We start from the raw sequence: 13,038 nt of genomic DNA, 5'->3' as shown, positions 1-13,038 counted from the left end.
CCCTTGTCCTAAGCCTGTTTCTTCGGATTGTTACGTTGACACAATCTTCCGGCCTTGGTACATCCATATTACTTATGTCGTTTGGCATAACCCGACTGCCGTTTTTTTTCACTACGCCAACATGAGGAGGCATGCATGAGTCTCAACAGGCGTGATTTCGTCAAACTGTGCACCGGCACAGTGGCGGGTTTCGGCGTTGCGCAGATGTTCCATCCTGCGGTGCGCGAGGCCCTGGCCGGCACGTTGACTGGCGAACGCCCCCCTGTCATCTGGCTGCAGGGACAGGGCTGTACCGGTTGTTCAGTGTCGCTGCTGAACAACGTCAACCCCTCCATCGCTGATGTGCTGCTGAAGATCATCAGCCTCGAGTACCATCCTACCGTCATGGGCGGTGAAGGCCACGACGCCTACACCCACATGCTGAACATTGCCAAGAACTTCAAGGGCAAGTTCTTCCTGGCCATCGAAGGTTCCATCCCGCTGGCCAAGGATGGTCGCTACTGCGTGGTGGCCGAAGAGGGCCACACCGAGATCACCATGGCCGACCTGGTCAAAAAGCTGGCTCCCGACGCCGCCGCCGTGCTGGCCCTGGGTACCTGCGCTGCCTACGGCGGCATCCCCGCTGCCAAGGGTTCCGTGACCGAAGCCATGGGTACCGGTGCCCTGCTCAAGCAGGCCGGCATCAAGACCCCCGTGGTCAACATCCCCGGTTGCCCGCCCCAGCCTGACTGGATCGTGGGCACCATCGCCCTGGCCCTCCAGAAGATCAAGGAAAAGGGCCTGGAAGCCGGTCTGGCCGAAGTGGTCTCCCTGCTGGACAGCGAAGGCCGTCCGCTGCCTTTCTACGGTCGCAACGTGCACGAGAACTGCCCCTATCTGGGCAAGTACGACGAAGGCAAGTTCTCCGCCACCTTCACCGAGAAGGACGGCTGCCGCTACGACCTGGGCTGCAAGGGCCCCGGTGCGTATTGCGACTCGTTTGAACGTAAATGGAACGGCGTCAACTGGTGCGTGGCCAACGCCATCTGCATCGGCTGCACCGAGCCCTCGTTCCCCGACGGACAGAGCCCCTTCTACAGCAACTAGAAGCGGCCCGGCTTTTCCATTTTTTCTGACGTTCAAAGGAGAGCTTTATGGCCAAGGCCACTATCGCCATCGATCCCGTCACCAGAATCGAGGGCCATCTCAAGGCCCAAGTGGTGGTGGAGAACGGCAAGGTTGTGGACGCCCACCTCACCGGTGGGATGTTCCGCGGTTTTGAACAGATTTTGAAAGGGCGCGACCCGCGTGACTCCACCCAGATCGTGCAGCGCATCTGCGGCGTGTGCCCCACCTCCCATGCCATGGCTTCCGCCCTGGCGCAGGAAGACGCCTTCAACATCAAGGTGACCGGCAACGGCCGCATCACCCGTAACCTGATCCTGGGCGCCAACTACCTGCAGTCGCACATCCTGCACTTCTACCATCTGGCCGCTCTGGACTTCGTGGCTGGCCCCGATACCGCGCCCTTCGTGCCGCGTTTCGCCCAGCCCGACCTGCGTCTGCCCCCCGAAGCCAACAAGGTGGGCGTGGACCAGTATCTGGAAGCCCTGGAAGTGCGCCGCATCGCCCATGAGATGGTCGCCCTCTTCGGTGGCCGTATGCCCCATGTGCAGGGCATCGTGCCTGGCGGTGCCACTGAAATGCCCACCAAGGAAGCCCTGCTGGAATACGCGGCCCGCTTCAAGAAGGTGCGCCAGTTCATCGTCGAAAAATACCTGCCCATCACCTACATCGTGGGCTCCGTGTACAAGGACCTGTTCGAACAGGGCCAGGGCGTGCACGGCTGCTCCTGCTTCGGCGTGTTCCCCATGACCGACGACGGCAAGACCCACCTGCTCAAGGCCGGTGTCTTCCTCAATGGCCGTGACGTGGAATTCGATCCCAAAAAGATCACCGAAGACCTCAAGTACGCCTGGTACGACGACGCCACCACCGGCAAGGGTGCCGACGGCGCCGAGACCAACCCCAACCTGGACAAGAAGGACGCCTACTCCTTCGTCAAGGCTCCCCGCTACGACGGCGAAGTCATCGAAGTGGGCCCCGCCGCCCGCATGTGGGTGGCCAATGCGCCGCTGTCCGAAGTGGGCGTGAAGATGCTGAAGGAAAAGTTCGGCATCGAAGCCCGCACCATCCGCGACCTGGGCTGGGACAAGGTCTTCTCCATCATGGGCCGTCACGTGGCCCGCGCCGAAGAAGCCCTGCTCATCGCCAATGCCGTGGAAGGCTGGCTGAAGGAAGTCAAGCCCGACGGCGAGACCTTCACTCCCTTCGAGATCCCGCAGAGCGCCGAAGGCTATGGCTGCTCCGAAGCGCCCCGCGGTTCTCTGGTCCACTACATCCGTGTGAAGGACCAGAAGATCGACAGCTACCAGATCATCTCCGCCACGCTGTGGAACTGCTCGCCCCGCGACGACAAGGGCCGCCGTGGTCCTCTGGAAGAAGCCCTCATCGGTGTGCAGGTCCCGGATATCAACAACCCCGTCAATGTTGGGCGCACCATCCGCGCCTTCGACCCGTGACTGGGCTGTGCCGTGCACGTGCTGCACGCTGAGACCGGCGAAGAATCCATCGTGAACCTGGGCTAGGTTCCGCGCGATTAGTCGCTTTGTCCCCCCTGTCCGTGTGGCAGGGGGGACTTTTCTTTTCCTTCCTCCCACCGTATCCTCAGCATCCCGTCCCCGACCGCTTTCCTGCCATCACGTCATGCGGGCGGCCTTCCGCTGCCTGCGGCAGCGTCCCCCTTCCGGGACGGATACGGCCAAGGAGCTTTTATGAAACGAATCATCGTAGGCGTCAGCGGCGCCAGCGGTATGCCTCTGGCCCTGTGCCTGCTGCGCCATCTGGCCGCCCTGCCCGCCGTGGAGAGCCATCTCATCCTTTCTCCCGGCGCCCATGCCGTGCTGGAAGCGGAATGCGGCCTTGCTCCGTCCGCCCTGCACGCCCTGGCCGACGTCAGCCACGACGCGGCCTGTCTGGGGGCCGCCCCGGCCAGCGGCTCCTGGCAGCACGACGGCATGGTGGTCTGCCCCTGCTCCATGAGCAGCTTGGCCAGCATCGCCACCGGTGCCGGAACCAACCTGCTGCACCGCGCCGCCGACGTGACCCTCAAGGAGCGCCGCCCCCTGATCCTCGTCCCCCGGGAAAGCCCCCTGAGCCGCATCCATCTGCGCAACATGATCTGGGCCAGTGAGGCCGGGGCCGTCATCATGCCCTTCATGCCCGCTTTCTACAGCGGGGAGGATACGCTCGAAGGGCTCATGGGCCAGTTCTGCGGCCGCATTTTCGATCAGCTGGGGCTGTCCCACCAGCTGTGCCGCCGCTGGCAGGGCCCGCCGGATGGGACTATCTGAGGCAAGTATGTGTTGAGGGAGAAGGGGAAGACTTTTTGAAAAAAGTCCTCCCCTTCCCCCTCAAACTCCCCCATCCTCTCCCAAAAACTTTTGCTCTGATTTATGGCAGGATGGAGTAACGCGCCAGACAGCGCGCAATGCCTTTGTCCCCCGGGAATATGGAGAAAGGCAAGTCCATCCGGCATGTTTCGTATGGAAGGACATGCGAGACAGGATGGTATCTTTTCCGGGGAGTGAAGAAATGACGTCTTGGGGAGCAAGAGCATCCGCATAGTGGGTGGTCTTTCCTTTCGCACCGTGGGACGCAAGGATAAAGGCCATAAAAAAAACCGCTCCCCGAAGGGAGCGGTCGCTGTCACGAAGCAAGGAAAAACGGGTTACCAGCCACGATGGTGGTAGCGGCTTTTTTCCTGCTGGTTGCCTACGATACCACCGGCCAGAGCCCCCATACCGGCACCAGCCAGAGCGCCCCAGCCCACGGAACCGCCGGAAATGGCGGCCACGCCGGCACCGCCCAGCGTACCCAGCGCGGCACCACTGGCCACGCCCTGCTGGGTGGGGGACATATTGGTGCAGGCGACGCCCGTCGCCATGAAGGCGGCCATCAAGATGATCGCAAACAGTTTTTTCATAGAAGTCTCCACAATACGCATCAGCGTATCAGTTCGTGAGGGACGATCCGTTATTGAGCGGCCGCAAGGCGCGGCTCGATGAGTTCAAACCACAGCACACCCAGGACGGTACGATCCAGCCTGTCAGGATGGGCCGCATACCAGGCGTCCACTTCTTCCACGATGGTGGTGCGCTTCACGTCCTTGAACGCCTTCATCCAGCCCTTTTCGAACTTGGACAGGTTGGATACGGGCATCTTGCCATTCTTGGCGGCCAGTTCGGCTTCCCGGCTGTTGACGAAGTATTCCGTGGCGATGGCGGTATCCATGCCGAACAGGAAACTCAGCTTGTTGTCCAGGCTGCTTTTCTGCCACACGCTGCCCGTGAATTGCAGCACGGGGTTGTTGCCCTTGTCCTGGTCTGCCGCCTGAACGCCGGCAGCTCCGAACACAAGCGCCGCAGCCAGACAAAGGCTCATGATGGCTTTTTTCACTCCAGACTCCTTTGGTCTGTTGCCCTTGCGGACAGTTGAAGGCCGACCTGCCTGCAGCAGATTCGGACCGATATCACGACGATAGCCCAAGTGCGCAGGTGATGGCAAGCCTGTGCCGGAACCTTGGCACCAAGAGCGTGAGCAAAACGTCAGGGCCCGGGAATAACGTTTTTTTCCCTTCGCCTTCCAAACTGTCCGCCGCTGACAGCCGCATATCCATATCCCCGGCATCGTCATGCGCTGGCCCCGGATTTTGCGTCAGCGGCTCTTCCCGGACGGACTTTCTTTTTCCGTCCCCCGGGTCTCCCCTGGCCTCTTACCACAGACGTATCCCTCCGCATCTCCGCAGTCTTGCCCCTTCCCACCACGACAAAAAAACAGGGCCCCTCCCTCACGGGAAGAGCCCTGTAAACAGATGGCTGATAAGGCGTGCTGGAGAGGGAGGAGTCTTGGGAGAACCTCTTTCTTGCTGGCAGCGATGAGAGATCACCTCTCAAAAACAGCTCCCCTCCCCAGGCCAGGTATCGTTAGGCCAGAGCGGCCTTCATCATCTCATGGAAGCGTTCGAAGAGGTAACGCCCGTCGTGGGGACCGGCGGCCGCTTCGGGATGGTACTGCACGCTCATGATGGGCAGGGTCTTGTGACGCAGGCCTTCCAGGGTCTGGTCATTGAGGTTGATGTGGGTGGCTTCCACATCGTCCAGACCGTCCAGCACCACATGGAAGCCGTGGTTCTGGGAGGAGATCTCGATGCGGCCCGTGCCCAGATCCTTGACCGGATGATTGCAGCCGTGGTGGCCGAACTTCAGCTTGGCCGTGGTACCGCCCAGGGCGTGGCCGATGAGCTGGTGGCCCAGGCAGATGCCGGTCACGGGGAATTCCTTCACCAGTTCGCGGATGATGGCGATCTCGTCCTTCAGGGTGGCGGGGTCGCCGGGGCCGTTGGACAGGAACACGCCCTTGGCACCGCTGGCGCGGGCCTGATCCGGCGTGAAGGAAGGCGGCACGGCCAGGGGCTCGAAGCCCACTTCGGCCAGCAGGCGCAGGATGTTCCATTTCACGCCGAAGTCATAGACCAGCAGCGGGATGCCCGTGCCTTGCCAGGCGTAGGCGCCGTTGGCGTCGAACTGGGCGTCCTTGGGGCCGTCGGCCGTGAGGATGTAAGGCTTCTGGGCAGCCACGAAGGGTACCAGGTTCTGGCCTTCCATGCTGGGCAGGGCGCAGGCCTTGGCGCGCAGGCTCTCCACATCCAGGTCACGGGTGGAGATGATGCCGCGCATGGCGCCGTTGATGCGCAGGTGGCGCGTCAGGGCGCGGGTGTCCAGACCTTCCATGCCGGGCACGTTCCAGCGCTTGAGGAAGTCCGGCAGGGATTCCTTGGAACGCCAGTTGGAGGGCTCCTTGCAGCATTCCTTGACCAGCAGGGCGCGCATGTGCACGCGGCCGGATTCCATGTCTTCGGCGGTGATGCCGTAGTTGCCGATGAGCGGATAGGTCATGCACACCATCTGCCCGTAATAGGAGGGGTCGGTGAGCACTTCCTGATAGCCGGTCATGCCTGTATTGAAAATCACTTCCCCACCGGTTTCGAAATCGCCGGTAAAGGATTTGCCCTGAAGGCAGAAACCGTCTTCAAGTACCAGTAATGCTTTCATATCTTACCCCCGCGCTTCCCGCGCGTAGTATTCCTGCAGGCTTTCCACATGCGTGTCTTCACGGCGCTTGCCGATGGCGATGGCCGAGGCCTTGGCACCGGCCACGGTGGTGCAGTAAGGCACGCCGTAGCTCACGGCCGTATGACGGATGGACTTGGAGTCACGGGCCGTGTTCTTGCCCGAGGCCGTATTGATGACCAGGGCCACGTCGCCGTTGATCATGCGGTCCACGATGTTGGGACGGCCTTCATAGACCTTGAGCACTTCTTCCACTTCCAGGCCGCGTTCGCGCAGGTAGCGGGCCGTGCCGCGCGTGGCCAGCAGGTGGAAGCCCAGGTCGGCGAACATGGCCGCCACTTCGGGCAGGATGGGCTTGTCGCGGTCATTGACCGAGATGAAGACATTGCCGCCCTGCGGCAGATCCTGACCGGAGGCCAGCTGGCTCTTGTAGTAAGCTTCGGGGAAGTCGCTGCCCATGCCCATGACTTCGCCGGTGGAGTGCATCTCGGGTCCGAGGATGATGTCCACGCCGGGGAAGCGCTGGAAGGGAAGCACGGCTTCCTTGACGCAGGTGAAGCCGCCGCGGCGCATGCTCCAGGGATCCAGTTCGTCCAGGGTCTTGCCCAGCATGACCTGGGTGGCCATGTAAGGCAGCGGCACGCCGGTGGCCTTGGAGACGAAGGGCGCGGTGCGCGAGGCACGCGGGTTCACTTCAAGGATGTACAGGTCGTCGCCCTTGATGGCGAACTGGATGTTCATCAGGCCCACCACCTTGAGCTCGCGGGCCAGGGCTTCGGCCTGGGCGGCGATGAGGGCCACATGGTCATAGGAGAGCGAGAAGGAAGGCAGCACGCAGGCCGAGTCACCGGAGTGGATACCGGCTTCTTCGATGTGTTCCATGATGCCGGCCACATAGACTTCCTTGCCGTCGGACAGGGCGTCCACGTCCACTTCCACGGCATGTTCCAGGAACTTGTCGATGAGGATGGGATGCTCGGGCTTTTCGGGCACCTGTTCGCGGAAGTAATCCACCAGCTCTTCCTTGTCATAGACCACGGCCATGGCGCGGCCGCCCAGCACGTAGCTGGGACGCACCACCACGGGATAGGTGATGCGCTCGGCCACTTCCAGCGCCTGATCCAGGTCCATGGCGGTACCGTTCGGCGGCTGGAGCAGGCCCAGCTTTTCGATGAGGGCCTGGAAGCGTTCGCGGTCTTCGGCGCGGTCGATGGCATCGGGAGAGGTGCCCAGGATCGGCACGCCGGCGCGCATCAGCGGCACGGCCAGGTTCAGCGGGGTCTGGCCGCCGAACTGCACGATGACGCCTTCGGGCTTTTCCTTTTCCACGATGTTCATCACATCTTCAAAGGTCAGGGGCTCGAAGTACAGGCGGTCGGAGGTGTCATAGTCCGTGGACACGGTCTCGGGGTTGGAGTTGACCATGATGGCCATGATGCCCGCGTCGCGCAGGGCGAAGGAGGCGTGGCAGCAGCAGTAGTCGAACTCGATGCCCTGGCCGATGCGGTTGGGGCCGCCGCCAAGGATCAGCACCTTGCGGCAGTCCTTGGTCTGCACTTCGTCGCCCTTTTCATAGGTGGAGTAGTAATAGGGCGTGTAGGCTTCGAATTCCGCGGCGCAGGTATCCACCAGGTAGAAGGTGGGCACGATGCCCATTTCCTTGCGCAGACGACGGATGTCGGTCTCGGGACGCTTCCACATCTCGGAGAGCTGACGGTCGGAGAAGCCGTATTCCTTGGCTTCGCGCAGGATCTCCGGCAGCTCGGGGTTCAGGGGCGTCATGTCGTTGGCCAGACCGAAGTCGCGGATGCGGGTCTCCATGTCCACGATGTCGCGCATCTGGCGGATGAACCAGGGATCGATGCCGGAAGCCTCGTGGATGTCTTCCACGCTCACGCCGGCCAGCAGGGCCTGGCGCAGGGTGAAGATGCGGCGCGAATGGGGCTTGCGCAGACCGGCCATGATCTCGGGCAGGGGCGGCAGCTCGCGACGGAAGTTGAAGCCCAGGCCGGAGGCGCCGATCTCCATGGAGCGCAGGCCTTTCTGCAGGGCTTCCTTGAAGGTGCGGCCGATGCTCATGGCTTCGCCCACGCTCTTCATGGAGGTGGTCAGCTCGTCCTTGGCACCGGGGAATTTTTCAAAGGTGAAGCGCGGGATCTTGACCACGCAGTAGTCGATGGCCGGCTCGAAGCTGGCCGCGGTCTCGCGGGTGATGTCGTTGCGCAGTTCGTCCAGGGTGTAGCCGATGGCCAGTTTGGCGGCCAGCTTGGCGATGGGGAAGCCGGTGGCCTTGGAGGCCAGGGCCGAGGAACGCGACACGCGCGGGTTCATCTCGATGACCACCATCTCGCCGTTGTCGGGGTTGATGCCGAACTGCACGTTACTGCCGCCGGTCTCCACGCCGATCTCGCGCATGATGGCGAAGGAAGCGTCGCGCATCATCTGGTATTCGGCGTCGGTCAGGGTCTGGGCCGGGGCCACGGTGATGGAGTCACCGGTGTGCACGCCCATGGCGTCCACGTTCTCGATGGAGCAGACGATGACGCAGTTGTCATTCTTGTCGCGCATGACTTCCATCTCGAACTCTTTCCAGCCCAGCACGCTCTGCTCGATCATGACTTCGGACACGGGGCTGGCGGAAAGGCCGTGACCGGCCACTTCTTCCAGGTCGGCCATGTTGTAGGCGATGCCGCCGCCGGTGCCGCCCAGGGTGAAGGCCGGGCGGATGATCAGCGGGAAGGGCAGCACGTCGCCCAGGGCGCGCACTTCATCCATGTTGTGGGCAATGCCGCTGGCAGGCACTTTGAGGCCGATGTTCTCCATGGCCTGCCGGAACAGTTCGCGGCTTTCGGCCTTTTCGATGACTTCGGCACGCGCACCGATGAGCTCAACGCCGCACTCCGCCAAAACGCCGCTCTTGGCCAGACCAAGAGCGGCGTTGAGCGCCGTCTGTCCGCCAAGGGTAGGCAGCAGGGCATCGGGGCGTTCCTTGCGGATGATGGCCGCCAGGGTCTGCTGCTCGATGGGTTCGATATAGGTGGCGTCGGCCATGTGGGGGTCGGTCATGATGGTGGCCGGGTTGGAATTGACCAGCACCACCTCGTAGCCTTCTTCCTTGAGGGCCTTCACGGCCTGGGAGCCGGAATAGTCGAATTCACAGCCCTGGCCGATGACGATGGGACCTGCGCCGATAACCAGAATTTTGTGTAGATCCGTGCGTTTGGGCATTGGATGTTCCTGTATGGTTGGGAAAATCGCAGGGGTGCGGCCCTGCCCCTCCGGGTGCCTCCCCTGCCGCCCCATGGCGCATTGCACGGAAGACATCCGGTTAAAACGTTTTTTTCTATCCGCTTGCGCTGTCTTCGTCAAGATGCGGACCGCCCTTCCCGGCAGGATGTCCGGCCAGGGCCACGGCCGGGGCAAAAGCGTGCGCCTGCGGGCCTTTTGCCCCCCTTTCGTACTTGCCAAGGACGGGCTTTTGGAGAATACTGCTTCCCTCTCAATCTTTTTTACGAGGCCTTACGATGAACAAAGACATCAAGAAAGTTGTGCTCGCCTACTCCGGCGGCCTGGACACCTCCGTCATCCTCAAGTGGCTGATCGAAACCTACAAGTGCGAAGTCATCACCGTCACTGCCGATCTTGGCCAGCCCGAAGACCTGAGCGGTGTGGAAGCCAAGGCTTACAAGACCGGCGCTTCCAAGGCCTACGTTGTGGACCTGCGTGAAGAAATGGCCCGCGACTTCGTCTTCCCCATGATGCGCGGCGCCGCCCGGTACGAGAACCGCTACATGCTGGGCACCTCCATCGCCCGCCCCATCATCACCAAGGCCCTGGTGGACATCGCCCGCAAGGAAGGCGCTGACGCCATCGCCCACGGCGCCACCGGCAAGGGCAACGACCAGGTGCGCTTCGAGTTCGCCGCCAAGGCCCTGGCCCCCGACCTGAAGGTCATCGCCCCCTGGCGCGAATGGGACCTGATGTCCCGTACGGCCCTCAACGCCTTTGCTGAAAAGCACGGCATCCCGATCTCCAAGGAAGCCAAGCGCTACAGCATGGACGCCAACATGATGCACACCAGCTTCGAAGGCAGCGAGCTGGAAGATCCGGGCAACGCTCCCCACGAGTCCTGCTACGAGCGCTGCGTGCCCGTGGAACAGGCCCCCAACGAGCCCGAAATCATCGAAGTGAGCTTCGAGCACGGCAACCCCGTGGCCGTCAACGGCGAAAAGATGTCGCCTTACACCATCATCAAGACCCTGGCCGAACTGGCCGGCAAGCACGGTATCGGCCGTGACGACATGGTGGAGAACCGCTACGTGGGCATGAAGTGCCGCGGCGTGTACGAAAACCCCGCCGGCACCCTGCTCTACGCCCTGCACCGCGACCTGGAAGGCCTGTGCATGGACCGCGAACTGCTGCAGCTGCGTGACATGCTGGCCGTGCCCTACTCCCACGCCGTGTACAACGGCTACTGGTTCTCGCCCGAACGCGAAGCCATGCAGGCCTTCATGGACAAGTCCCAGGAGACCGTCACCGGTACCGTGCGCGCCAAGCTGTACAAGGGCGGCGTGTGGCCCCTGGCCCGTACCTCTCCCTTCTCCCTGTTCTCCGAAGACCTGGCCACCTTCGAAGGCGGCAACTACGACCACAAGGACGCTGCCGGCTTCATCCGCCTCAACTGCCTGCGCCTCGGCATGTACGCCGCGGTCCAGAACAAGCTGGGCAAGTAAGTCTTCCTCACGGCGGACGGGGAGACCCGTCCGCCCCGTTCTTTCCATCCGGAAGGCCGCCCCGTCCGCATCCCGCACGGGGCGCCGCCGTTTCCGGCCCCCTGTCATCGCGCGCCGCAGCGCATACACCGGCCCCTCCCGGGGCAGAGAGATCTTTCCATGAGCACCAATCAGAGCTGGGGCGGCCGCTTCGCCGAAGGTCCCAAAGAAGCCGTGGCCGCCTATACCGATTCCCAGACCTATGACCGCGCCCTCTATGCCCAGGACATCCGCGGTTCCCAGGCCCATGCCCGCATGCTGGGCCGTCAGGGCGTCATCACGCCCGACGAGGCCGAACAGATCGTCAACGGTCTCGATGCCGTAAAGCAGGAGATCGAATCCGGCGCCTTCGTCTGGAAACCGGCGCTGGAAGACGTGCACATGAACATCGAGGCCCGTCTCACCGAGATCATCGGCGACGTGGGCAAAAAGCTGCACACCGGCCGCAGCCGCAACGACCAGGTGGGCCTGACCTTCCGCCTGTTCGTGGCCGACCGCCTGACGGCCTGGCAGCAGCGCGCCGCCCATCTGTGCGCCACCCTGGTGTCCTGCGCCGACGGCCATCAGGACGACATCCTGCCCGGCTGCACCCACATGCAGCCCGCCCAGCCCGTGAGCCTGGCCCACCATCTGCTGGCCTATGCCTGGATGTTCCGCCGCGACTGCATGCGCCTGGACGACGTGCTCAAGCGCGTGCGCATCTCGCCGCTGGGCTCCGCCGCCCTGGCCGGCACCACCTATCCCCTCGATCCGCAGAGCGTGGCCGACGAGGTGGGCTTCGACGGCATCTACGGCAACTCCATGGACGCCGTCTCCGACCGTGATTTCGTGCTGGAGGCCCTGTTCGCCGGGTCCTGCATCATGGCCCACCTGTCCCGCCTGTGCGAAGAGCTCATCATCTGGGCCAACCCGGCCTTCGGCTTCGTGCAGCTCTCCGACGGTTACTCCACGGGCTCGTCCATCATGCCCCAGAAGAAGAACCCCGACGTGGCCGAACTCATGCGCGGCAAGACCGGCCGTGTCTACGGCGCGCTCATGGGCATGCTGACCATCATGAAGGGCCTGCCCATGACCTACAACCGTGACCTGCAGGAAGACAAGGAAGGTTTCCTCGACGCCGACCGCACCGTGGACGCCTCCCTGATGCTCATGGCCGGCATGCTGGAAGAACTGACCTTCCGCACCGACCGCATGCGCGCCGCCTGCGCCCGCGGCTTCCTCAACGCCACGGAACTGGCCGACTATCTGGTGGGCAAGGGCCTGCCCTTCCGCGAGGCCCATCACGTCACGGGCCATGCCGTGGCCCTGGCCGAAAAGCAGGGCAAGGGCCTGGAAGACCTTTCGCTGGCCGAGCTCCAGCAGCTGGACGCCCGCATCGCCGATGACGTCTATGCCGTGCTGGATTACGCCGCCGCCGTGCGCCGCCGCGAGACGCCCGCCGGTACCGGTCCCCGTTCCGTGGCCCGCCAGATCGAGCAGCTGCGCAGCTGGCTGCAGGAGCGCGCATGAGCCAGCAAAAAGCCACCGGCTGGAAAGTGCCCCTGCTCTTCTGCGCCGTCATGGGCGTAGCCGTGCTGGGCACCTGGTTGTGGCGCAACCTGGGCAAGCCCGAGGTGCCGCCGCTGGAGCCCGGTCTCGTGGCCGTGGCCCAGACCTACCACATCGACCTGGAAGCCGACCCCGAAGGCAAGCTGCTGCGTGAGTCCATCACCAACGCTTCCACGGGCTTCGCCACCCATGACAGCAAGGACGCCCGCCTGTCGGCCCTGATCGACAAGTCGCTGGACATGGGCCGCTTCGATGCCGCCTGTGTGGCCGCCGTGCTCCTGTTCGACCAGCACAAGCGCGAGGGCAAGCTCATGCATATCGCCCGCAGCTCCGCCAAAGACTGCGCCACCCTGCCCTGGGGGGCCTTTGCCGCCAAGGCCATGAAGGATCCCGGCGTCCAGACCGACGCCCACTTCCTGCTCAATGCCCGCTGGCGCGAATGCCCCCGGCCCTGAGCAGAGTATGCTGTTTTCTTGAGGGAGGGGGGACCTTCTACTAGCGCGAGAAGGTCCCCCCTCCCCTCAAACTCCCTCCCCCTCCCCAGCGCG

At 63.2% G+C, this 13,038-nt stretch carries 10 protein-coding genes; 6 read left to right on the top strand and 4 right to left on the bottom strand.

Annotated features, from left to right (window positions below):
* Positions 1-135 precede the first annotated feature (135 nt).
* The 3 genes from hysB (at position 136) to DESPIG_RS01170 (ending at position 3,392) form a co-directional block, all read left to right on the top strand.
* Positions 136-1,086, top strand: coding sequence for a NiFeSe hydrogenase small subunit (hysB, locus tag DESPIG_RS01180; protein WP_006003973.1), 951 nt, complete (start codon positions 136-138; stop codon positions 1,084-1,086).
* Positions 1,087-1,133: 47 nt separating this feature from the next.
* A complete protein-coding gene (hysA, locus tag DESPIG_RS01175) occupies positions 1,134-2,627 on the top strand; it encodes a NiFeSe hydrogenase large subunit HysA (RefSeq protein ID WP_081446786.1) in 1,494 nt (497 codons plus the stop codon).
* Positions 2,628-2,813: 186 nt separating this feature from the next.
* A complete protein-coding gene (locus DESPIG_RS01170; protein WP_006003966.1) occupies positions 2,814-3,392 on the top strand; it encodes a UbiX family flavin prenyltransferase in 579 nt (192 codons plus the stop codon).
* A 377-nt stretch (positions 3,393-3,769) separates the two neighbouring features.
* Here the strand turns inward: DESPIG_RS01170 and DESPIG_RS01165 are convergent, their stop codons facing one another.
* The 4 genes from DESPIG_RS01165 to carB all read right to left on the bottom strand — a co-directional run bounded on the left by DESPIG_RS01165 (position 3,770) and on the right by carB (position 9,398).
* Positions 3,770-4,024: a glycine zipper domain-containing protein gene (locus tag DESPIG_RS01165; protein ID WP_040368933.1), complete on the bottom strand. Its 255-nt coding sequence runs from the start codon at positions 4,022-4,024 to the stop codon at positions 3,770-3,772.
* Positions 4,025-4,074: 50 nt separating this feature from the next.
* Positions 4,075-4,497 (bottom strand): hypothetical protein, encoded by a 423-nt coding sequence (locus DESPIG_RS01160; RefSeq protein ID WP_040368932.1) that lies wholly within the window; start codon positions 4,495-4,497, stop codon positions 4,075-4,077.
* Between the two features lie 527 nt (positions 4,498-5,024).
* A complete protein-coding gene (gene carA, locus DESPIG_RS01155; protein WP_006003958.1) occupies positions 5,025-6,152 on the bottom strand; it encodes a glutamine-hydrolyzing carbamoyl-phosphate synthase small subunit in 1,128 nt (375 codons plus the stop codon).
* A 3-nt stretch (positions 6,153-6,155) separates the two neighbouring features.
* Positions 6,156-9,398, bottom strand: a complete 3,243-nt coding sequence (gene carB / locus DESPIG_RS01150; RefSeq protein ID WP_040368931.1) for a carbamoyl-phosphate synthase large subunit — start codon at positions 9,396-9,398, stop codon at positions 6,156-6,158.
* Between the two features lie 296 nt (positions 9,399-9,694).
* Here carB and DESPIG_RS01145 point away from each other — a divergent pair, with 296 nt between their 5' ends.
* The 3 genes from DESPIG_RS01145 (at position 9,695) to DESPIG_RS01135 (ending at position 12,945) form a co-directional block, all read left to right on the top strand.
* Positions 9,695-10,903 carry an argininosuccinate synthase gene (locus DESPIG_RS01145; protein WP_006003954.1) on the top strand — a complete coding sequence of 403 codons (1,209 nt, stop codon included), beginning with the start codon at positions 9,695-9,697 and terminating at the stop codon, positions 10,901-10,903.
* Between the two features lie 159 nt (positions 10,904-11,062).
* On the top strand, positions 11,063-12,451 hold the full coding sequence (gene argH, locus DESPIG_RS01140; protein ID WP_006003952.1) for an argininosuccinate lyase: 1,389 nt from the start codon (positions 11,063-11,065) through the stop codon (positions 12,449-12,451).
* A complete protein-coding gene (locus DESPIG_RS01135) occupies positions 12,448-12,945 on the top strand; it encodes a hypothetical protein (protein ID WP_006003950.1) in 498 nt (165 codons plus the stop codon). Before argH ends, DESPIG_RS01135 begins: the two co-directional genes overlap by 4 nt.
* Positions 12,946-13,038: the final 93 nt, after the last annotated feature.

The organism is Desulfovibrio piger ATCC 29098 (assembly GCF_000156375.1).
In the GTDB taxonomy this organism is placed as follows: Bacteria; Desulfobacterota; Desulfovibrionia; order Desulfovibrionales; family Desulfovibrionaceae; genus Desulfovibrio; species Desulfovibrio piger.
This window is presented reverse-complemented; position numbering and strand designations above follow the sequence as displayed.

Coding starts and splice junctions, on each gene's coding strand:
- hysB (WP_006003973.1), top strand. CDS start 136: ATGAGTCTCAACAGGCGTGATTTCGTCAAACTGTGCACCGGCACAGTG.
- argH (WP_006003952.1), top strand. CDS start 11,063: ATGAGCACCAATCAGAGCTGGGGCGGCCGCTTCGCCGAAGGTCCCAAA.
- DESPIG_RS01165 (WP_040368933.1), bottom strand. CDS start 4,024: ATGAAAAAACTGTTTGCGATCATCTTGATGGCCGCCTTCATGGCGACG.
- DESPIG_RS01170 (WP_006003966.1), top strand. CDS start 2,814: ATGAAACGAATCATCGTAGGCGTCAGCGGCGCCAGCGGTATGCCTCTG.
- carA (WP_006003958.1), bottom strand. CDS start 6,152: ATGAAAGCATTACTGGTACTTGAAGACGGTTTCTGCCTTCAGGGCAAA.
- carB (WP_040368931.1), bottom strand. CDS start 9,398: ATGCCCAAACGCACGGATCTACACAAAATTCTGGTTATCGGCGCAGGT.
- DESPIG_RS01145 (WP_006003954.1), top strand. CDS start 9,695: ATGAACAAAGACATCAAGAAAGTTGTGCTCGCCTACTCCGGCGGCCTG.
- DESPIG_RS01135 (WP_006003950.1), top strand. CDS start 12,448: ATGAGCCAGCAAAAAGCCACCGGCTGGAAAGTGCCCCTGCTCTTCTGC.